This is a genomic window from Leptotrichia massiliensis (genome assembly GCF_900104625.1).
Lineage (GTDB): Bacteria > Fusobacteriota > Fusobacteriia > Fusobacteriales > Leptotrichiaceae > Leptotrichia > Leptotrichia massiliensis.
The window spans coordinates 75,067-97,753 of the sequence record NZ_FNVZ01000002.1; the positions used below are offsets into that span (position 1 = coordinate 75,067).

The following is a 22,687-nucleotide window of genomic DNA, read 5'->3' on the forward strand; positions in this document are numbered from 1 at the left end:
TTTTATGTTAAATAAAGATTATTTGCTGGACTGCAAGATTTTACACGAAATTCGTGGAAGAATCAGAATAAAATCAAGAGCTTTAAAATATCTTGGAATTCATAAGGAAGAGATAACAAAGCAGCTAATGCAGGTTCATTATATCCAAAGTGTTGAAATTTCAAGTATTACAGGAACTATTCTTGTTTATTTTGACAATTTCTCATTAACTGGTGAAAACTTAATATCTTTACTTCAAAATACATTAAATACATATCTAGTAGATATATACAAAAACGAAAAAAAACAAATATCAAATAAATATGTGATTGAAAGACGTCTGCAGGAAGAATCTCCACAGGAAATTATTAAAAATATTGGTGCTGCTGTACTTTTACTGCTACTGCCAAATCCAAAGACAAAATTAACAGGAATCAGGCGGCTATTTAACTACAAAACTTTATCAACAGTTTCTTTAGCCCTGCCTGTTTTAAAAAATGGAATTTATTCTCTTATTCAAAATAAGCGTCCCAACGCAGATACGCTAAGTTCTACAGCTATCGTCAGCAGCATTATTTTAGGAAGCGAACGAACAGCTTTGACAATTATGATTTTAGAAAAATTTGCAGAACTTCTGACTGTTTATACAATGAAAAAGACACGTGGCGTAATTAAAGACATGTTAAGTGTTGGAGAAAACTATGTCTGGAAGCAGTCTGATGATGAAAATACAGCCAAAAAAGTTCCAATTGAAGAAATTAGCAAGGGAGATTTTATACTTGTTAAAACTGGGGAAAAAATAAGTGTGGATGGAACGATTGAAAAAGGTGAGGCGATAATTGATCAGTCGGCAATTACTGGGGAATATATGCCTGTTACGAAAAAGGCTGGAGAAGAAGTTTTTGCAGGAACGCTTTTAAAAAGTGGAAATATTACTGTAAAAGCTGAGAAGGTTGGAGATGACAGGACAGCTTCCAGAATTATAAAATTAGTGGAAGATGCCGCTTTTAACAAGGCTGATATTCAATCTTACGCCGATACATTTTCTGCACAGTTAATCCCGCTTAACTTTCTGCTCGCCGGAATTGTCTATGTTTCAACGAAAAACTTGCAAAAAGCCCTTAGTATGCTTGTAATTGACTATTCATGCGGAATAAGGCTGTCAACAGCAACAGCATTTTCAGCTTCAATTAATACAGCGGCTAAAAATGGAATTTTGATTAAAGGAAGCAACTATCTGGAAGAACTTTCAAAATCTGACACAGTAATATTTGACAAAACAGGTACAATTACCGAAGGAAAACCTAAAATTCAAACGTTGAAGACTTTTGGAAAAAATATGAAAGACAACCGAATGCTTGCGCTAGCCGCAGCGGCTGAAGAAACTTCATCACATCCTTTAGCAAGTGCAATTTTGAATGAAATTAAAAATAGAGGATTAAAAATTCCAAAACATAAGGAATCCGTTATTAAAGTTGCAAGAGGGATAGAAACTTTTGTAAATAAGGATATTATCCGTGTAGGAAGCCTGAAATACATGGAAGAGAATGATATTTCACTAGAAGTGGCAAGTGATATAGTGAAGGGAATGCAAAATCGTGGAGAAATTGTAATTTACGTGGCTAAAAATAATGATTTAATAGGTGTTATCGGTGTTTCAGATCCGCCTAGGGAAAATATAAAAAAGGCAATGAATCGGCTAAGAAATCAAGGAATAGATGATATTGTACTGTTAACAGGAGATTTGAGACAGCAGGCTGAAACTATCGCTTCAAGAATGTCAATGGATAGATACGAGTCTGAACTGATGCCTGAGGACAAAGCTAAAGATATTTTAAAATTCCGTTCAATTGGTTCAAAAGTTATTATGATAGGTGACGGAATAAACGACGCTCCTGCCCTTTCCTATGCAAATGTAGGAATAGCTCTAGGAAGTTCACGTACCGACATTGCGATGGAAGCTGCTGATGTTACAATAACTTCAGACGACCCATTACTAATACCAGGTGTAATTGGTTTAGCAAAAAACACTGTAAAAATAATAAAACAGAATTTTGCAATGGCAATTGGAATAAACAGTTTTGCCCTTGTATTAGGTGCGACAGGACTTTTGCCTGCAATATACAGTTCAATTTTGCATAACTCTATCACAATTTTAGTAGTTGGAAATTCATTGCGACTATTAAAATACGATGTTAATAAATAAAAATTTTTGTGTTTTTAAAGGAGTTTGAATAAGATATGAAAAAACTAACCTTAATAATACTGCATAAATTACCGAATCGTGTCAGATTCAAAATTTCACACGATATTGCCAATACAAAAAAATTTTTTGAAACAGTAAAAGTTGAAACTAAAAATACAGCTTTACGGTATAATCAGACTATAAATACTTTGCTCGTTACATTTGAGCCTAAAGAAATTTCAATAGATGAAGTAATTTACCGAACTGCAACTGCCTTATCAGTTGAACATGGCATGACTTCAGTAAAACTTGTTGAAGATTTTGAAGAAAAATCAATAGATTTACTGTCTGTTTATTCTGGAGCCGCAATATTACTTTCGTTTCTGTATGGGCTTGGCAAAAGTAAAGTTGAAAAATTACAAATAGGCATAAATAACTTTACAGCAGGGCTGACAACCGCAGCAATTATCGAGCATGCTTACAGGGAAACACAGCGTAAAGGTTTTTTTGACATTGAAATATTGCCTGCATTATATTTGCTCAAATCGTATCTGGCAAACAGATCGGTTACAGCGATAGCGCTTATGTGGTTTACAACTTTTGGACGGCATCTTGTATTAAATAACTTTTCCAACAAGGAAGTAAGAATTTATCGTTTAAAAGCTGATAATGGGAAATCTCATTATGTTGTAGATGTAAGAAATGATAATTCTATTGAAAATCTGAGTGATTTGATAGATCACATATTTTTCAATAACAGGGCAGGCAATGAGCCAGATGACAAATACATTGCTTTGCAATAAAAATTAATAAATGATAAAATAATAACAAATAAAAATTTGGAGGTATAAAAATGATAAAATTTGGAAACATTAAAAAGGAACATTTAGTAGGAGCAGCAATCGGAGTAGGAACTGTAGCAGTAGGTTATTACCTGTACAAAAAAAATCAAAATAAAGTTGATAGTTTTTTAAGAAAACAAGGAATAAATATAAAAACATCTTCAGAAGCAACTTATGATAATATGAACCTTGAAGAATTAATGACAACAAAGGAACATCTTGAAGATTTAATTGCTGAAAAAGAATTATCTACAAACACAGCTACTGCAGAAGCAGTTGTAGAAACTGAAACAAAATAATAAAATAAAGTCGCTTTTTTATTAGTTCAAATATAAAACGACTTTATCAAAAGGAGGAAAACAATGAAACTAGTATTAATTCGACACGGTGAAAGCCAATGGAATTTGGAAAATAAATTTACTGGATGGAAGGATGTTGACTTGAGTCCAAAAGGAGTGGAAGAGGCAAAGGCTGGCGGTAAAGCCTTAAAGGAAATGGGATTAGTTTTTGACATTGCTTACACATCTTATTTGAAAAGAGCTATTAAAACTCTTAATTACGTTTTGGAAGAACTGGATGAATTATACATTCCAGTTTACAAATCTTGGAGATTGAATGAACGTCATTACGGAGCATTACAAGGATTAAACAAAGCTGAAACTGCTAAAAAATATGGAGACGAGCAAGTCCTTATCTGGAGAAGAAGCTTTGATGTTGCCCCGCCTGCAATAGACAAATCAAGCGAATATTATCCAAAATCAGATAGAAGATATGCAGATTTATCTGATTCTGAAGCGCCACTTGGAGAAAGCCTTAAAGATACCATCGAAAGAGTTCTGCCTTACTGGCACTCACATATCTCAAAAAGTTTGCAGGAAGGAAAAAATGCTATTGTAGCAGCTCACGGAAACAGTTTGCGTGCTTTAATAAAATATTTACTAAATATTTCAGATGATGATATTTTAAAACTGAATTTAACAACAGGAAAACCTTTAGTATTTGAAATAAATAAAGATTTAAAAGTATTGTCATCACCAAATTCATTCTAATCTTAGTAAAAATAAAATCTTTTAAGCAAGGGCAAACTAAAGTCCTTGCGTTTTTATTTTATATTTTTAAAAAATTTTAATTACAATAAAAAAATAAAAACAATTTCTAACTAAAATATATAATGAAAAAAGTTTGCTTATTTATGAAATATAGTATATAATATATTGAAATAACTTCAAAATTGAGATTAGAAATTAAATCCAATTTTTTAGCTAAAAACAAAATTTTTGAGGTGATTATAAAAATGAGAAAATTAACATTAATTTTTATGACATTGATTTTATTTAATCTGTCATTTGCAAAAGAAAAGATTGACACAACTTTTACATTTCAAGGGTTTTCACCAACATCTCCAAGTGTTGTAAAAACTACCAAAAAAATAAAAGTCATAGGAAAATCAAGAATTTCTTATCCATCATTTTTAGGGAGAAATTCTGACGTTATAAAAAATATGAATGCAATTATGCATAAGTTTATTTCAGCTTATAAATCTACAAAACATATTAGCTATAATACTACTTATGAGATTACAGCTGACAATAGCTCATATTTAAGTGTTTTATTTACAATTAATATAACAGATACTGACACAGGACAAAAAACAAAAGTTTATAATGCCATTTCGTACAACTTAAAAAACGGAAGATCATTACAACTTAAAGACTTATTCACAAATGGATTTAATGAAGAATTAAAAGGAGTTATTAACAACAGATTCAAACAATTTGGATTACCACAAATAGATAGCTTTGATGCTATTGCTAAAAATCAAAACTTCTATTTACAAAATGATTCTTTAGTAATATTCTATAATAAAGGTGAAGCTACAAACTTTGCTGATGGTGAAGTATTTATTCCATTCTTATTAACTGATTTAATTGGAATCTTAAAATAATTTAGATAAAAAAGAGTAATTAAAAATACACTAGAAAATAAATTTTACTTTATTAAATAGTGTATTTTTTATTTGCTTTATTTTGTTGCTTTTTCTATCATAATTTCACGTTTGTAGGTATCCATTGTAGCTTTTGCTCCAATTGGAACGGTTATAAATGGTCTTACATGTCCAGATTTAAAGTTTTTTACAATCGGAATATTTAATTGTCCAAAATTATCATAAAAAACTTCATCAATTGTCATATCCGTTGGATCTGACTGTTTTGGATTTTTAAAATCTCCAATGATAATTCCTTGCAATTTATCAAATTTTCCAGCTAGTTTTAATTGTTTTAACATTCTATCCACTCGATAGCTAGCCTCATTTGTTTCTTCTAAAAATAATATTTTTCCATCAGTATTAATCTCATGATCTGTTCCAAGCGTTGCAACTACAAGAGACAAATTTCCTCCTGTGATTTTACCAGTTCCACGTCCACTTTTCATAATTATGTAGGTATCGTCAAACCCTAGTAAATTATACGATTCATTACTTGTAAATGCTTTGTTAAAGGCATTTTCAGTAACTGATGGAATGTTTTTTAAATTATCTGACATAGGTCCATGAAATGTTACAAGTCCTGTTTTTTCATTGATTGCTAATAATAATGTCGTATTGTCACTAAATCCTGAAATAATTTTTGGATTTTTTTTGATTACATCATAATTTAATTTATCTACAATTCTTATTCCACCATATCCTCCACGCACAGCAAAAATTGCATTAATATTAGGATTCGCAAACATATCATTTATATCCTTTGCCCTAACACTGTCAGTCCCTCCGAATCCATACCATCTCGAATAAAATGACTGTCCGTAAACCACATTGAAGCCACGGCTTTGCAAATATTCAATTTCTGCATTACTATTTTCACTAGTATAGTTTGCAGGTGCAATTAATCCAATTGTATCTCCTGGTTTTAACCCTTTTGGAATAATAACTTCATTTGTTGTGTTATTTTTTGAATTTTGAGTATTCGATGATTTTGTAGGAGTATTTGCTCTTACAGCTTCTCTTACTGTTTTATAGCTTGTCGCATTTAATGCTAAACTACTTATTATTAAGCCTATTAATATTATTTTTTTATTTATTGTTCTCACTTCCTTTTTTTATAAATTTAAAACTTTTTTACAAAAATTCCAAAAAAATAGGCAATTTATCCTAACATTTAAAGTTAAGATGCCTTGCCTAATTATATCAGATAATTTTGTAGTTTACAATTTTTATTTTATTTATTTCATTGCTTGAACTTGTTTCAATACTTCTGCTGCTCCATTTACTTTATTGTTTACAGCTTCTTGTAAAATTTTAACTGCTTCAGCTTTTTTACCTTGTCCTGCATAAACTTGTCCTAAAATAAGTTTTGCACTGTTATCTTTATCTTCAGTTATTGCTTTTTGTAAATATTTTTCAGATAATGCTGCTGCTCCTACACTTCCAAAATAAGTTCCAATTTGTTTGTTAGTAACTTTTGGTGTTGATGATTTTAATTGGTTATAAGTAGAAGTTATTTTTGCTGTGTTATTTTGTACTTCATAAATTCCTAATAATAAGATTTTTGCACTTACATTTTTAGGTTCTGCAGCCACTGTTTTTGCTAAATATTCTTCTGCTTTTGTTGGATTATTTTGTTGCAAGTAATAAGTTCCTAACATTCCTAAAATTTGTCCATTTTTACCTTTTGCAGCTGTGTTCATATCTAATAAATATTTTTCAGCTTCTGCTGGTTTTTTCTCATTTATAGCAATTTCAGCTAGTAAAATTCCAGCTCCATTTACACGGTCACTTGCTCCAGTATATGCTTTTTGTAAATATGATTTAGCTTGAGCTAGATTATTTTTTGTTAAGTAGTATTGTCCAATATTGTAATTTACTTCTGCTACAAAGTCTTTATTTGCAGATTGTACAGCTTTATTGTATCTTGCAGTACCTTTTGATTGTTCATTGTTGTCAAAATAGAAAATAATTAGACTTGATGTAATGTCTGCATTTTTTCCACCTGTTTTTTCATCTGTCCAAAGAATATATTTTTCAGCTTCAGATTTATTTTTTTGTTGAATTCCTACTAAATATAATAATCTTGCAGCTTCCACAGCTTCAGGACTTGTGCTTTGTCCATTTCCCCATGCCGCTTGTAAATAAGGTTTAGCTTTAGTTACATTATTTTCTTGCAAATAATATGCTCCCAATTCTAAGTTTGCTTTTTGTGCGTATCCTGCGTCACTACTTTTTGCCACACCTTCCAATACTTTTACAGCTTCAGCAACTTTTTTTTGCCCTGCTAATTTTACTGCATTTTCATAATCTGATTTTGCATCAGCAAATGAAATTGCTCCTGTTACTAAGATTGCTCCTATTAGTAATAATTTTTTCATTTTTCCTCCTAATTATTTTTTATAAGCTATATTCAAAACTATAGATATTTATTATTTATAAATCATTTTACCATTTTCAAATTTGATTTCACTTATAAAATAGTATAAATATATTTAATAAAACCTTTTTTATTTTTATTTTTCTAAAAAAATACTAAATATTTCTCAATGCGTCAACTAATTCTGTTTTTGATGCTGTCTTTGCATCTACCCCTTTTATAATTCTAGCTGGAGTTCCAGCTACAACTACACCTTCAGGAACATTTTCCGTAACAATCGCTCCAGCTGCAACAACTGAACCTTTTCCTACTCTTACACCTTCCAGCACAACCGCATTTGCTCCAACAACAACATCATCTTCAATAACTACTGGATCTGCTGAAGGTGGCTCAATAACTCCTGCAATTACTGCTCCTGCTCCAATATGACAATTTTTACCAACTTTTGCACGTCCACCAAGTACAGCATTCATATCAATCATTGTTCCTTCACCGATTTCAGCACCAATATTTATTACAGATCCCATCATAATAACAGCTCTGTCCCCGATATTCACTTTATCACGTATAAATACTCCTGGTTCAATTCTAGCATTAATATTTTTAATATCAAGCATAGGTACACCAGAATTTCTTCTATCGTTTTTCAAGTAATAGTTTGTCAAATTATTTTCATTAATAATTTTTTCAATTTCTTCCCAATCACCGAATACAACTTTTAATCCTTCATTTCCAATTACTTTACACGAATAAGAATTTTTTATTTCTTCATCTGTATAAAGTTCCACAGGTGTTGTTTTTTTTGCATCGGCAATATATTGAATAATCGCCTTTGATTTTTCCAATTCTGTCATTTTAATCCTCCATTTTTATTTTAGTTTCGTAATAAATTTATCTATGTAGTTACAATTATTAATTCATTCATTTATATTTACTAAAATTATAACTTCTAATTAACACACTTCCCGTATTTTATCATTTTTTTATAATTTTTACAACTATAACTTTAGTTTTTACGTGAAAAAAAGAACTTTTATTACAAAAGTTCACTAACAAAAAAACTTTTTTCCAAATTCAAATAAAAAAATCTTCTTTTTTAATAATTCTCTGATTACTGCTCCCCCTAAATTTTAAATTAGGATCATACAGTTCTTTCACAAATCGCCCATCCACCAAAACATCCACATACTCAAGGCATTTTCTCCGAAGTTCATCTTCTTGCACCTGCTCCAGCGTATACCCTGTATAAAGCCAAATATTCTTTTTCGTTTTTTCCTTCAAAAATTTCAGAACTTTTAGCATATCCGCTGGATTAAAAAGTGGATCTCCTCCACTTATTGTGATGCCATCAAGCAACGTATTTTCATTTATTTCTTTGGCAATTTCTTCTAATTTATCATAAGTTAGCACATTTCCGTGTTTCGGATTCCATGAATATTCATTATGGCAACTAGGACAAGCGTGGGAACAGCCAGCAAAATAAAGTGAATAACGAAGTCCCTCACCGTCAACAATTGTCTCTTTATAAGTCATTAAAAGTCTTAATGTAAAATCATTTTTTGAATTTTTTTCTGATACCTTAACTTTGACTTTACCCACTTTATTTTACCTCTTCCTCACAAATCTCAAAATTATCCTATTTTATTCCGTGTTTTACCCTGTCGTGCTCTTCAGCTTGCTTTGCACTGTTCCAGCTATCTAAATCTCCTGTGAGATAGCCTGTTATCCTTCTAATTCTAGAAATATTATGGCTTTTGCAAATTGGACATTCATCATAAATTATCGCTTCGGTTCCGCAATCTCTGCATCTGTCAACAGGGTGGTTTATCGATCCGTAGCCAATTCCCGTATCTTTCATTACTTTTACAATTTTTAGCATAACACCCATATTTTTACGAGCTTCCCCGTCCAGTTCCACATAAGTGATATGCCCACCTTTTGTTAATTTATGAAACGGTGCCTCTTTTCTTATTTTATCAAAAAGACTGATTTCCTTTTTTACGTCAATATGGAATGAATTTACGTAATAATCCCTGTCCGTGACATTTTTGATTACTCCAAAATCATTTTTATCAATACGTAAAAATCTTCCCGCTAGACTTTCTGCTGGAGTTGCCAAAATCGAATAGTTCAAATGATATTTGTCCCTAAACTCATCTGCAACTGTTCCCATTTTTTCAATCGTATCGTAAAGCACTTTATAGGCAATTTCGCTTGTTCCGTGTTCTGCATCAAATAAAGCGTACATTGCGTTTGCTCCACCTACAAATCCTATCGAAAGTGAACCTGAGTTTATCGCTTCTGCCACTTCCTCGTTCCCGTCTTTTAGACCAAGTCCCTTCCACAAGTTATTGCTTCTCATAAATGGGAATTGTTTTGCCAAAGCTGTTTTTTGGAAATTATAACGCTCGTAAAGCTGTTCTCCTGCAAGATAAGTCAGTTCCAATACTCTTTTTTGGAATTCCTTTGTCAGTAATTCTATTTTTTTATTATTTTTTTCTTCTTCATTTGCAAATTTTTTAGCTTTTTCCATTTCTGAAATTTCATTTTCCACATTTTTTCTTGTTAAAATGGCAACTCTAGGAAAATTTATGCTCGTAAACGATAAATTTCCACGTCCAAGACTGCTCTTTTCACCATTTATGTTTTCAAAGACACGTGTACGGCAACCCATTGTTGCAATTTCATACTTATATTTTTTAGGATCGTCCATTCTCCATTTTTCATGTTTATTAAATTCTGAATCTAAAAATACAAAGTTGGGAAATAGTCTTCTGCTGGAAGTTTCACAAGATAACAGCAATAAATCAAAATTTGGCGCTTCAAACTTTATTTTTTTATCTTCCAGTTCATTTTCATAAGAAATTTTTTGATTTTTTACACTTTTCAGTGCCTCATCAAAATCACTTTGAGCTAAATTATAATCATTTTCAGTGTAATTAAGTCCTTCCTTCACTTTAAAAATCTGTATTGGGAAAATTGGAGTTTCATTTTTTCCAAGCCCGCTAGATGTCGCCTTTAACAGTTCACGAATCACCATTCGCCCTTCTTCTGAAGTGTCTGTTCCATAATTTATAGAAGAAAATACGACTTGATTCCCTCCACGTGAGTGCATTGTATTCAGATTGTGTAAAAATCCTTCCATTGCCTGATAAGTTTCATTTTTAGTATCTTCATAGGCTTCCACCAGCAATTTTATCAAATCATTTTTATTTATTTCAAAATATTCTTCAAGCAATTTTATTTCATTTTCATTGCATTTAATTGATGAAATATTTTTTAACAAAAATTCTTTTGCATTATTTTCAAATTCTTTTGTAATTTCTACTCCATTTCTAATTTCAGCAAAACTCAAGATTCTTCTTTTTAAATGTCGTCTAAATGATTTTAACACACCTTTTGCCATGTAAAAATCAAATGCGGGTATTGCCTGTCCACCATGCTGCTCATTCTGGTTTGTCTGAAAAATAATTGTAGCAAGAGTGGCATAAGTAGAAATGCTCTGTGCTTCCCGAATATATCCATGCTTAGTATAAAAACCCTTTTCAAACATATCTGCCAAGTCATACTGCAAACAAGTCGTAGTCTTACTGGAATAAAAATCCAAATCGTGAATATGAATAAAGCCTTTTTCATGAGCCTCCTTGAATTTTGGAGATACCAAATTTTCCAAAGCATAAATCTTTGACACTTCACTTGCAAACTTCATCATTTGTCCAGCTGGAGTCATTGAAGACATATTGGCATTCTCATTACATGTGTCATTGCTCTCAACATTCACTATCCCTGCTATTATATTTTTCAAATTTTCTGTCAATTGTGGTTGCATTTCTATTCCTCCCTCATTCTCTGTACCCAGTTTCCTATCTCTAAAAATTTACAAGCCATCAATTCCCAGTCCCCTTTTCATTATCAATAATCCAAACGTATTTTTAACAAAAAACACTATATATAGTTAATATAACATAATGATAACACAATATTTTGTGTTTTTCAAGTTTTATAAAAAATATATATACTTCCATAAAAAGCCAATTTTACAAAATTTTTTCATTTTTTATCCCATTGTTTTTGATAAAAAAAATTTATTTATTTTCCTTTAATCATATATTTTATAAATTTTTTAACTCAAATTTTCTACATTTTCAAATACAATCTAATTTTTCTTCAATCTAAAATTTTTCATCAAAAGTTACTGGGATAATCTAAATGAGATAGAGATAATGATGAAAGAGGTATAGAATACTATAAAACAGCTAATGGTTATTATTGCTGCAAGGACAAATATGGGAATATAGTTTATTAATGTACAATTTTGTAAGAATAATTTAATCTGTGTGAAAGTGGAATTTTAGAATTCTGCTTCTTTTTTATTTATGTCGTTTAATTTTTCTTTTCATAATCTCATTTTGATAAAGTTTTTTCAGATAAAAAATTGTCAAAATTCCAGCTACAATTTCTGCCATTGGAAAAGCAATCCAAACTCCGTTAATTCCCATTATTCCAGCAAGTAAATATGAAAGTGGAAGAATAACAATCAATTGACGAATTAATGAAACAATAAGGCTAAATATACCTTTACCCAAAGCTTGAAATGTCCCACTTGAAACAATCGAAAACGGTGCTATCAAAAACGCAAAACTAATTATTCTAAGTGCAGGAATCCCAATTGAAAGCATATTATCTGAAGCATCAAACAATTTAAGAATTGGAACAGGCAAAGTTTGACAAAGAACAAATCCAGCAAACATAATACCAAATGCATAAATATTTGCCAATTTCACAGCTTTCAAAAGCCTTTTTATTTTCCCAGCACCATAATTGTACGAAACAATTGAAATAACCGAATTGTTTAGCCCAAAAACGGGTAAAACAACAAAACTTTGCAACTTAAAATAAACTCCAAGTACAGCCGTCGCTGTCGTTGAAAATGAAGCCAAAAGATTATTTAACTGAAATATCATAAATGATGCCGCAGACTGCATAACTATTGATGGAAAACCAATTTCATAAATATTCGCAATCGTCTTAAAATGCACCGCAAACTTTTTGATAGCAAAACGAACTTCGTGATTTTTCTTAATATTAAAATACAAAGCCATTAGCATTGCAACAGTCTGTCCAACAATCGTAGCCACAGCCGCACCAATAATCCCCATTTTTGGAAATCCTAAAAGTCCAAAAATAAAAATCGGATCAAATATAATATTTATAATCGCTCCTGTACTTTGCGTAATCATTGTATAAATCGTTTTCCCCGACGCAATCAGCATTCTCTCAAAAGTAATTTCCAAAATAATCGAAAAGGCAAAAATCGAACAAATACTCAAATACTGAATTCCATAAGTTTCAATAAGTCCTGAAGCCTTTTGAAACTCAAAATAAAATTTCGCAAAAAATAGCCCAAAAATAGCAAACAAAATAGAATTCAAAATTCCTAAAAATATCCCATTATGCACAACCCGTGTTACACCTTTTTCATCTTTTGCTCCCAAATATCTCGCAATCAAAGCCGTTATCCCTACACCAACTCCAGTCCCCGCCGAAATCATCAGATTCTGAGCAGGAAACGACATTGAAACTGCAGTAAGTGCCTCTTCATTAATTCTAGCCACAAAAAGACTGTCCACAATATTATAAAATGCCTGTACAAACATCGAAGTAATAAGTGGCAACGACATATTAATTATAAGTTTATTAATTGGCATTGTCCCCATCTTATTCTCTAATTTCACTTTTTTTGCAATATCCATCAAAAATGTTCCTTTCTAAAATTTTTCATTATCATTAAATTTTTTTTTAAGTTTTCTCTTAATTATAAAAGTCTAATTTTTTTATTTCAAAAGTTTTTACATTTATTATATCTTATAAATTCACAAAATTCAATATTTTCATTTTTAAACGAGATTTAGTATTAAATTAGTTTATTTAATAACAGTTTTTACTATTTTTATTGTATTTTTTCCTTATTTTTCGCAGGATTGCTCATTGCCGCAAATCCTTATCTTGCAATAAATGTTTATCCTGATAATTAAAATTGTAGCAAGATTGCTACGCAATACCTATGGCTAGACTCTGACTTTTATTTTATTTAACCTTATGAAATTAAAATAACTGCTATTGCGAAAAAGGGCATGGCGTCTGATACCGTTACATTAAAAAAACTAAATATAAATGAAATCCAAGAAATAATCATTATTAACCAAAATAACCTTATTGAATAATTGAATAATGAGAATTAAATTTTATAAAAATATATAGAAAAAACTTAAAAATAATGCTAAAATATTTACATAAAATTATGTTATATGAAAAAAAAATTTAATAGATAGAGGTGGAAAGTGAAAGAGAAAATTATTATTATCGATTTTGGTTCACAATATAGCCAATTAATTGCCCGAAGAATTAGGGAAATGGAAGTTTATTGCGAAATTGTGCCTTTAATTGATGTTGAAAAAATAAAAAATGGAGAAGAAAAAGTAAAAGGAATTATCTTTTCAGGAGGTCCTGCTTCAGTTTATGAAAAAGACGCTCCAACTGTAAATCCTGAAGTATTTAACTTAAATCTTCCTATTTTGGGCATTTGCTACGGAATGCAATTAATTACACACTTAAATGGCGGAAAAGTTGAAAAAGCTGATTCAAGGGAGTTTGGAAAAGCTGTATTAGAAGTAGAAAATAACAATAATCCTTTGTTTACAGGAGTAAAAAAATCTTCTAACATCTGGATGAGCCACAACGATCACATCACAGAATTGCCAACAGGCTTTGAAATTATCGCAAAAACAGATTCATCAATCGCCGCAATTACAAACAACAACGGAATTTATGCACTTCAATTCCACCCAGAAGTAGTCCATTCTGAATGTGGAACACAAATTTTAGAAAACTTTGTATTTAATATCTGTAAATGCGAAAAAAACTGGAAAATTTCAAGTTTTATTACTGAAAAAACAAAATCCATCAAAGAAACTGTCGGAGATGAACACGTACTGCTTGCTCTTTCTGGTGGAGTAGATTCATCAGTCGCCGCAGTTCTGATTAACAACGCAATAGGACATCAGCTTACTTGTATGTTTGTAGATACTGGTCTTCTAAGAAAAGATGAAGGAAAAAAAGTTCTTGAATATTACAAAAAGCACTTTGACTTAAACATTGTTTTCGTTGATGCAAAAGACAGATTTTTAAACAAATTAAAAGGTGTAGATGAGCCTGAAGCCAAGAGAAAAATCATTGGAAACGAATTTATCGAAGTATTTAACGAAGAAATCAGAAAACTTAAAGGACAGGAAGGTGCGAAATTCCTAGCACAAGGTACAATCTATCCTGATGTAATCGAATCACAGTCTATAAAAGGCCCTTCTCACACAATAAAATCTCACCATAACGTAGGAGGATTGCCAGAAGACTTGCAATTTGAACTGTTAGAACCTTTAAAAGAATTATTTAAAGATGAAGTACGAAAAGTAGGACACGAACTTGGACTGCCTGACACAATTATAAAAAGACACCCATTCCCAGGCCCAGGACTTGGAATCAGAGTTATCGGAGAAGTAACCCCTGACAAAGTAAAAATTCTTCAAGAAGCCGACGACATCTTCATCACAGAATTAATGGCACAAGGACTTTACGACAAAGTAGATCAAGCATTCGTAACATTACTACCTGTAAAAACTGTCGGAGTTATGGGCGATCAAAGAACTTATGAATACGTAGCAGCTATTCGTTCAGTAAACACAATCGACTTCATGACTGCTACATGGTCAAAATTGCCTTACGAATTTCTTGAGGAAGTGTCAAATAAGATTATAAACAAAGTAAACGGAATAAATAGAATTGTGTATGATATTTCTTCTAAGCCGCCGGGAACGATTGAGTGGGAATAATGGTTAAAATTAATTTTATTAACTTTAAATACTTTTAAACATAAGAATATTTGTACTTTGTCTTAATAACAGAAAATATTTTTATGAAAGATGGATGTAACTATGAATTTTAGATTTAAAAAAATAGATAATTTAAGAGATATAAAAGAAGTTGGAATTGTTTATTTAGTTCCTGATAACTGGGATGATTATACGTATCGAACTTCTTTTGATTTATACTATCAAGTAGCTTCTAATTCCGAGATGATTTTTTTAGGAAAAATAAAAATTGGATGCATAGGTTTAGAAGATAAAGTTTCTGGAGAAACTTCGTATAACGGAAAGCCTTCTCATGGAACAAAAGAATTAATTTCTCATAATATTTTTGATAAACTAGAAGAGCACTTCTTTTCTTTAGGTGAAGATGTTGAATATTATAAAAAAATTAACAAAGTTTTTGGAGAAAATAGCAAAGATTTTTATAGAAGTTTAAACGATCTTTCTTTTGATTTTGAAAGATTTAAAACTTTATATGAAAGTTATGAACCTTCCTTAATTAATTCTCTTATGAGAAGTCACTATGTTGCAAATATAGAACAATTTAATCGAATAATAAAAGGAGAAGCAGAATTAACAGAATATTCTTTTTCTTTCAAGTTAAATAATGAACAAGAAATAAAGATTGATGTTGTTCCCAATTCATTTCCACCTACTAATGTTCACGTTTTAATAGGAAGAAATGGAGTTGGCAAAACTTGGCTTTTACATAATATACTTTATCAATTGTTAAAAAATAGTGGTTTAGATTCTGAAATCTTTGATCAACCTTCTAAATATAAAGCAAGTGATGAATTTTTTATCGAGTGTGAAAAAGATAATTTTGCAGGTGTTATTGGAATTTCATTTAGTTTATTTGACGATGCTTTTGCAATTACTTTAGAAGAAGGAAAAGAACTTGAAGCTTCAGAAAAATTTAATAAAATTTATCAATATATTGGTTCAATTAGTAAAAAACAAAAAAACGAAAAAACAAAAACTAAATCAGTTAATGATATGAGTCAAGAATTTATCGAATCACTTGACAAAATAAAAAAAAATAAAAATTTGACAAATATGTATTTAGAGATTTGTAGAAATTTAAATTCTGACTCAATCTTTCGTGATAACGAATTTATAAATATTCTAAAAAACTTTTTTGATAATGAAGAACAAAAAAATGAAAAAATATTAAAAAAGAATTTTAAAAAACTAAGTTCTGGACATATGATTATTATATTATCTTTGACATTATTATCAGAAAAAATACATGAAAAAACAATAGTTTTAATTGATGAACCAGAAACTCATTTACATCCACCTTTACTTTCTCTATATATTAGAACACTTTCAGCATTATTAATTAAAAAAAATGCTGTAGCTATTATTGCAACACATTCTCCTATAATTCTTCAAGAAGTTCCTAAAAGTTGTGTAAATAAAATAAAAAGAATTGATAAAAATATGTACTTTGAAAAAATTTTAATTGAATCATTTGCAACTGATATTGATACTTTAACAAAGGATATTTTTGGATTTGAATTAATGGAAACAGGATTTTATAAACTTATAAAGGAAAATTTAGAAAATACATTTGAAGAAACCATAGAAAAATTTAATAATGAAATTGGTTTTTTAGGAAAAGTATTAATACAAAATTTGATAAGATTAAAGGAGAGAGAAAATGAAGAAATTAAATAAACCTGATTTTGATATTCAAGAAAATATCTTAAATTCGATGAAAGACATTTCTCCTGAAATTTTTGAAAAAATTATAAATAATTATAATTTTTATGAAGAAGTTCTTGAAAATATAAAAAAAATTATTTCCAAAGAAAAAGAACTAAAGGATAACAATAAAGATAAGGATTTTATAAATCTATATAAAAATCGTTTAGCAAAGAAAGATTCTTCTTCATATAAATATTACAAAAAAATACGCGAACAAACAAAAGAATGTCCTTATTGTAACCGCGGACAAGATGTTGCTGCATTAGATCATTATTTACCAAAAAGTTTTTTCCCTTCATTTTCTATTGTTATAAATAATTTAGTTCCAATATGTTATAACTGCAATAGTAAGTATAAAAACGATTTTTATCCCAAAAATGATAAACCCGAAGAAAGAATACTCCACCCTTACTATGATATTGTTAAATTTGAAGATATTATAAAATCTTTAAAATGTGAGATTATTGAAGAAGAAGAAGCATTTGGTTTTAATTTTTTTTTCGATGATACAACACGGAATAATATTTTTTTTAAAACAATAAAATTTCATATAAATAAATTAGGACTTAACGAAGCATACACAACCGACTTTACTGCTAAATTTTTTTCTTTCTTAAATTCAATTAAGGAAGATTCAAATTCATCAGAATCTGATATAAAAAAACGAATAAAAGATAAAATTTCGGAATCTAAATCAGAAGACAGACCTTGGTTCTATGTTGGTTTTTCCTCTCTTTTAAGTAACGAATGGTTTTTTAAAAACTATTCTTCTATAAAAGAAAAATAATAAGAACAACAAATTTCGGTTAGAAGAATAGTTACAACTTTATTTAATCTTTCTTTTTAAAACATAACTTTCAAACATCTTCAATTTGTTAGATTATGTTTTTTTATCATTTATACATTATATTATATTATTACTTCTTTAGCTATTCCATATATATTCCTTCAAATCCACACAATCCTCCTCCCCCACAACAACCCCTTCCCTCTCCAGCATCCCTCTCTGCACTTCCTCAAAACTTTTAGCAAATTGTCCAAATCTGTTTACTACTCTATGGCAAGGGACATCATCGTAAAGACAACTATGCATTGCGTAGCCGACTACTCTTGATAATCTGGGATTTCCTAGTAGATGTGCGATTTGTCCGTAAGTTGCGACTTTTCCGGCGAGGATTTTTCTTACTATGTCGTAGATTTTTTCAAAGGTGTTTTTGTTTTCTTTAGATTTTTTCATATTTTTATCCCTTGTTTTATTTGTATAGATTATTATATCATATTTTTAATTTTTTATAAAACGGTATTAATTTTACTGTTAAAAAATTCTTGACATATTTAGAAAAATATTATATAATTACGTTGAAATATAAACGGAAATTAATTTACTTTAAAAATAAGATTTGGAGGTATCATAATGAAAAAAATATGTTTAATTATAGCAATGTTGGCTATGGGGGTGTTATCTTGCGGAAATAACGACAATGAAAATTCTGCCACTGTACCTGAAAATAATACACAAAATGTTCAAAATCTGGAACAATCACAACAAACTGAAAATAAGGAAATATCCAGTAATGAAAATTCAAGTTCAGATGGAGAAGGCAATTACGCAAAAGGGATGGATGAAGAGTATACGACAGATGGTGATTTGCATGAAGACAAGTTTTTGAATAAAATATTTGGTTACACAGATACATCTGAAAGCTTTAAAATTCAAAAAGACAGTCAAGGATATTTTTTAACAAGATATGTAGATGAATCTCCAGAACAGGATAATTCTGGTTCAAGAAAAGAAGAAATAGTAAGATTGAAATTAGAAAGAGGCACAATTCTTCAAGAAGTAAGCAATGAGCCTTTAGCTTATGCTTATGATACAAAATTAAAAAAAATGGTATTTTTAAACCCAGAGAATAATTACAGAATAATAATGGCAACTGATTAGATTGAAATTTTCTCCATATTTTTTACTAAAAAAATCATTTTTAAAAAAATTTGACAAAAGAAAAATAATGTCTTATAATGTTATGTTTAAAAGTTTTTTTGAAAAAAAGTTTTATAAACAAAAATTATAGTAAAAAATACAAAAGGGAGAAAGATTATGAAAAAATTATTTTTATTTTTAGTAATATTAGTTTTTGGTTCTGGAATTATCATTGCCAAAGAAATATTTAGTGGGAAAGTACCTGAAAATATTGTATTTGTTGGAGATTCGATAATGAATAGCAGTAAAAAATATATTGGTCCTAACTTCAAAAATCCTTATTTTGATACAAAAATATCACGTCAATTTTCAACACTTCCAGGGATTGTTACTAAATTAGCAGAAGAGGACAAATTAAAAACAGTATTAGTTGTACATCTTGGAACAAACGGAAAATTTACAGATAAAGATTTTGATTATGTTATGGAAATGGCAAAAGGGAAAGATGTATTCTTTATGAATACTGCTCACAAAGACCCTTGGGAACAAGAAGTAAATAACAAATTAAAAGAAAAAGTTGCACAATATAGTAATGCTTACCTAATTGACTGGTACTCTTATGCGAAAGGTAAAAATGAATATTTCTATAAAGACAGAACTCATTTAAATGATAACGGACAAAAATATTATGCAGACTTTCTAACTAACGAAATTAAAAAACATTATCTTGGAGAAACTAGAAAATCTGAATCTGCAAAAGATAATTCTTCAAATATAGCCAAAGCCCAAAATATTCAATTAAATAAAATAACTAATTTGACTAAATAATTTTTATAAAACTACTTTAATTTCAAACTAAAAAAGTTAAGCTGTATTATTTCATACAATTTTAAAAAGTTTGTTTTAAGGTAGTTTTTATTTTACAAAATACAAATTTTAAAGAAAGGAATTTTCTTATTTATGAAAAAAGAAAGAATACAGAGTTTAGATATACTAAGGGCAATTGCACTTATACTTATCTGTGTTTATCATTGGTTTTCCTATAAAGGAACTTACATCGGTGTTGTTATATTTTTTGCACTAAGCGGATATTTGGTTACAAGCGGTCTTCTTTCCAGAGATTTTACAATTTTTTCAGTAATTAACCGAAGGCTAAGAAAAGTTTATCCTAGTTTGCTAATTGTAATTCTAGCTTCAACCATTGCATTATATTTTGTAAACAACGGACTTGAAATGAAATATAAATATAGTGCGATATTTTCCATATTGGGATTAAACAATATTTATCAGATTTTTTCAAAAATGTCCTATTTTGATAATTTTGGGATTATATTACCGTTAACACATATTTGGGCTTTATCATTTTTAATACAAATGTATATATTTTTCCCATTTTTAGTACAAGGACTTAAAAAAATGAAATTAAAAAATAATACAATTGGAATTATTTTTTCAGGAATTGGGATAATTTCTGCTTTAATAATGGCTTTCGTATTTTATACAACTTCAAAATCTCCAGAAGGAGCAGATTTTTCAAGAATATATTATGGAACTGACACGAGAGCCTTTGCATTCTTTTGTCCTGCTGCAATAGCATGTTTTTATACAAATAGGGAAATAAAAAATAATACCGAGAAAAAAATTATATCTGTTTTAGGAATCTTAGGGTTATTTTCATTAATTTTCTTTTGTTTTGGACTAGATTACAGAAGTGCTTACAATTATTATGGACTAATGTTTTTATCAAGTATTTTGATAGGATTTACAATTGTTTTATTCTCAAAACCTGAATTACAAAAATTCAATCTTTCAAAATATAAAAAAATCTTTAATCCAATAATAAGATTAGGACAACATCAATATCAATACTATTTATGGCAATATCCAGTTATGATATTTGCACGTGAATATTTTAAATGGACAAAACTATCCAACACTCAGCAATTTTTTATTCAAATTATTGTTTTAGTGGCAATTTCGGAATTAAGCTACTTTTTATTTGAGAAAAAAAGTATAAAATATATAAGCTACCCTGTTTTAATTTCTATTTTTGGAATTTTAATATACTCTCCAATTTATGAAAATAAAGATTTGGAGGAAATGAAAGCAGCACAAGCTGCGGCAGCTAACGCAACTGTAGAAGATACTAAACCTTCTCAACCTACCACTACTACAGCAGCAACACAAACTGGAAATTTAACAATGGACGAACTTCTTAATGCAATAAATACTCCATCAAAAGGTATTGAAGAAGAATCAAAAATTCAAGATGAAATTTTGCAAAAATATCCTAATGATGAACGGGAAATATTGTTTATCGGAGATTCTGTATTGGATATGACAAAAGTTGACTTAAAGAAAAAATATCCAAACGCAATTATTGAAACAAAAGTTGGACGTCAATTTTATGAATTACCAAAGATGTTAACAAATTATGCTCAGAATGGAAAATTAAAAAAAATTATAGTAATTGCACTTGGAACAAATGGTACAATTTACGAAAAAGATATGAAATCCGTTTTGGAAACATTAAAGGGACATGATATTTACTTTATAAACACAGTTATGCCTGATCCATGGCAAGATAGTGTTAATGCGGAAATTAAAAAGGCAAGTGCTGAGAATCCAAATATAAAGGTAATTGACTGGTATTCATACTCAAAAGGTAAACAGCAGTATTTCTACAAAGACGGAACACATCCAAAACCTCATGCAGCCAAAAGATATATTAACCTGCTTTACTCTGTACTAAGCAAAGATATTTTAAATTCAGCTTCAAATACAAGTACAAAGTAAATAATTTAACAAAAGTTATCTTATACTAATATCCATTTTGAACTAATCTAAAAAGTTAGATATACAATTTAACTACACAGTAAGGATTGATTTCTGTATAAAGCAGAAGTTAATCCTTTTAATTTTTTCTTTACTCGGATTTTAAAAAAAATATAGTATCTAAAGTTAATTTTAAAAAGTGCTTCTCTTATACATATTTTTATTTTAAATTCATTATTGTTTTTCTGCTTCTAATTTTTGATATATTTTTATTGTTTACTTTATTTGATTATTTAATAAATTAGTATTATTTCTCGTTTAAAAATAGGAATTAATTTTTATAATAGGCTTGTTTAATAGCTAATTTATAATCATTAAATTATTTTTTAAATATTTTGATTAATAAATATTTTTTCATAATCTTATGTTTTTTCTTCTTATTTTCGTAGGATTGCTCATTGCGGCAAAACCTTATCTTGCAGTAAAAGTTTGAAATAATTTCGTTATTTAAATAGGGTTTAGTATAAATAGTTTTGATATCATTTAAAATTTAATAAACATTGAAATTTTTATTCTTTTTTAAGTAATAATAAAATATAAAGACCTAGAATTAAGTACAAAATTATTCTAAAACTTTTTTCAATATTATGTTTAAAAAAGAAATAAAAAAGTGTTGAAAAAGTTTATTCAATATGATATAAAGTATTCGTAAATTAAAAATTAAGTTAATTTTTAGAGAATAATATTTTAAATTATACTCGATTTTTTTATTGAACTATTAAACTAAATTTTTGGATAAAAGCTATCGTTAAATCAAATATTTTTGAGATTTGAGTAAATATCCATAACTTTTGAGTTTAATTTCAAAATATTATTATAATAATTAAAAAGTGTAGAAAGGAGAATACGACTAAAAAAAATTAATACAGCATACTTTTGAAAATAAAAAATTGAAATTATTTAAATGGTTTTAAAATTAAATTTATAAA

Annotated in this window: 18 protein-coding genes; 11 read left to right on the forward strand and 7 right to left on the reverse strand. The window is 29.0% G+C overall.

The features are described from left to right. Positions 1-4: 4 nt before the first annotated feature. From BQ5344_RS00700 to BQ5344_RS00720, 5 genes are all read left to right on the forward strand, one after another. Positions 5-2,185, forward strand: a complete 2,181-nt coding sequence (locus BQ5344_RS00700; protein ID WP_071123765.1) for a heavy metal translocating P-type ATPase — start codon at positions 5-7, stop codon at positions 2,183-2,185. 35 nt (positions 2,186-2,220) lie between these two features. Beyond that, positions 2,221-2,967, forward strand: coding sequence for a hypothetical protein (locus BQ5344_RS00705; RefSeq protein WP_071123766.1), 747 nt, complete (start codon positions 2,221-2,223; stop codon positions 2,965-2,967). Positions 2,968-3,017: 50 nt separating this feature from the next. Further along, positions 3,018-3,305, forward strand: coding sequence for a hypothetical protein (locus BQ5344_RS00710; RefSeq protein ID WP_006805699.1), 288 nt, complete (start codon positions 3,018-3,020; stop codon positions 3,303-3,305). Between the two features lie 63 nt (positions 3,306-3,368). Then, positions 3,369-4,055, forward strand: a complete 687-nt coding sequence (gene gpmA / locus BQ5344_RS00715; protein ID WP_071123767.1) for a 2,3-diphosphoglycerate-dependent phosphoglycerate mutase — start codon at positions 3,369-3,371, stop codon at positions 4,053-4,055. 245 nt (positions 4,056-4,300) lie between these two features. After that, the gene (locus BQ5344_RS00720) at positions 4,301-4,951 is read left to right on the forward strand and encodes an RsiV family protein (protein WP_036070134.1); all 651 of its coding nucleotides are present in this window, start codon (positions 4,301-4,303) and stop codon (positions 4,949-4,951) included. Between the two features lie 77 nt (positions 4,952-5,028). Here BQ5344_RS00720 and BQ5344_RS00725 read toward each other — a convergent pair whose 3' ends face one another. The 6 genes from BQ5344_RS00725 to BQ5344_RS00750 form a co-directional block, all read right to left on the reverse strand. Then, positions 5,029-6,096, reverse strand: coding sequence for a S66 peptidase family protein (locus BQ5344_RS00725; protein ID WP_083378163.1), 1,068 nt, complete (start codon positions 6,094-6,096; stop codon positions 5,029-5,031). Between the two features lie 132 nt (positions 6,097-6,228). Beyond that, positions 6,229-7,371, reverse strand: a complete 1,143-nt coding sequence (locus tag BQ5344_RS00730) for a tetratricopeptide repeat protein (protein ID WP_071123768.1) — start codon at positions 7,369-7,371, stop codon at positions 6,229-6,231. 154 nt (positions 7,372-7,525) lie between these two features. Next, positions 7,526-8,224, reverse strand: coding sequence for a 2,3,4,5-tetrahydropyridine-2,6-dicarboxylate N-acetyltransferase (dapD, locus tag BQ5344_RS00735; protein ID WP_071123769.1), 699 nt, complete (start codon positions 8,222-8,224; stop codon positions 7,526-7,528). Positions 8,225-8,444: 220 nt separating this feature from the next. Then, the gene (gene nrdG, locus BQ5344_RS00740) at positions 8,445-8,969 is read right to left on the reverse strand and encodes an anaerobic ribonucleoside-triphosphate reductase activating protein (protein WP_083378164.1); all 525 of its coding nucleotides are present in this window, start codon (positions 8,967-8,969) and stop codon (positions 8,445-8,447) included. A gap of 37 nt (positions 8,970-9,006) precedes the next feature. Beyond that, positions 9,007-11,199, reverse strand: coding sequence for an anaerobic ribonucleoside triphosphate reductase (locus tag BQ5344_RS00745; RefSeq protein WP_071123770.1), 2,193 nt, complete (start codon positions 11,197-11,199; stop codon positions 9,007-9,009). Between the two features lie 541 nt (positions 11,200-11,740). Further along, on the reverse strand, positions 11,741-13,123 hold the full coding sequence (locus tag BQ5344_RS00750; RefSeq protein ID WP_106394708.1) for an MATE family efflux transporter: 1,383 nt from the start codon (positions 13,121-13,123) through the stop codon (positions 11,741-11,743). Between the two features lie 588 nt (positions 13,124-13,711). On the opposite strand from BQ5344_RS00750, the gene guaA reads away from it, so the two are divergent. The 3 genes from guaA (at position 13,712) to BQ5344_RS00765 (ending at position 17,789) form a co-directional block, all read left to right on the forward strand. Continuing rightward, the gene (gene guaA, locus BQ5344_RS00755; RefSeq protein WP_071123772.1) at positions 13,712-15,256 is read left to right on the forward strand and encodes a glutamine-hydrolyzing GMP synthase; all 1,545 of its coding nucleotides are present in this window, start codon (positions 13,712-13,714) and stop codon (positions 15,254-15,256) included. A 102-nt stretch (positions 15,257-15,358) separates the two neighbouring features. After that, on the forward strand, positions 15,359-16,972 hold the full coding sequence (locus BQ5344_RS00760; RefSeq protein ID WP_071123773.1) for an AAA family ATPase: 1,614 nt from the start codon (positions 15,359-15,361) through the stop codon (positions 16,970-16,972). After that, complete coding sequence (locus BQ5344_RS00765; protein WP_071123774.1) at positions 16,956-17,789, forward strand: HNH endonuclease; 834 nt, start codon at positions 16,956-16,958, stop codon at positions 17,787-17,789. The genes BQ5344_RS00760 and BQ5344_RS00765 overlap by 17 nt, the downstream gene beginning before the upstream one ends. Before the next feature lie 138 nt (positions 17,790-17,927). Here the strand turns inward: BQ5344_RS00765 and BQ5344_RS00770 are convergent, their stop codons facing one another. Next, positions 17,928-18,239 (reverse strand): MGMT family protein, encoded by a 312-nt coding sequence (locus BQ5344_RS00770; protein WP_071123775.1) that lies wholly within the window; start codon positions 18,237-18,239, stop codon positions 17,928-17,930. Positions 18,240-18,416: 177 nt separating this feature from the next. Here BQ5344_RS00770 and BQ5344_RS00775 point away from each other — a divergent pair, with 177 nt between their 5' ends. From BQ5344_RS00775 to BQ5344_RS00785, 3 genes are all read left to right on the forward strand, one after another. After that, a complete protein-coding gene (locus tag BQ5344_RS00775) occupies positions 18,417-18,944 on the forward strand; it encodes a hypothetical protein (RefSeq protein WP_071123776.1) in 528 nt (175 codons plus the stop codon). A 156-nt stretch (positions 18,945-19,100) separates the two neighbouring features. Beyond that, positions 19,101-19,751 carry an SGNH/GDSL hydrolase family protein gene (locus BQ5344_RS00780; protein ID WP_021770131.1) on the forward strand — a complete coding sequence of 217 codons (651 nt, stop codon included), beginning with the start codon at positions 19,101-19,103 and terminating at the stop codon, positions 19,749-19,751. A gap of 132 nt (positions 19,752-19,883) precedes the next feature. Continuing rightward, on the forward strand, positions 19,884-21,719 hold the full coding sequence (locus tag BQ5344_RS00785) for an acyltransferase family protein (RefSeq protein ID WP_071123777.1): 1,836 nt from the start codon (positions 19,884-19,886) through the stop codon (positions 21,717-21,719). Positions 21,720-22,687 lie beyond the last annotated feature (968 nt).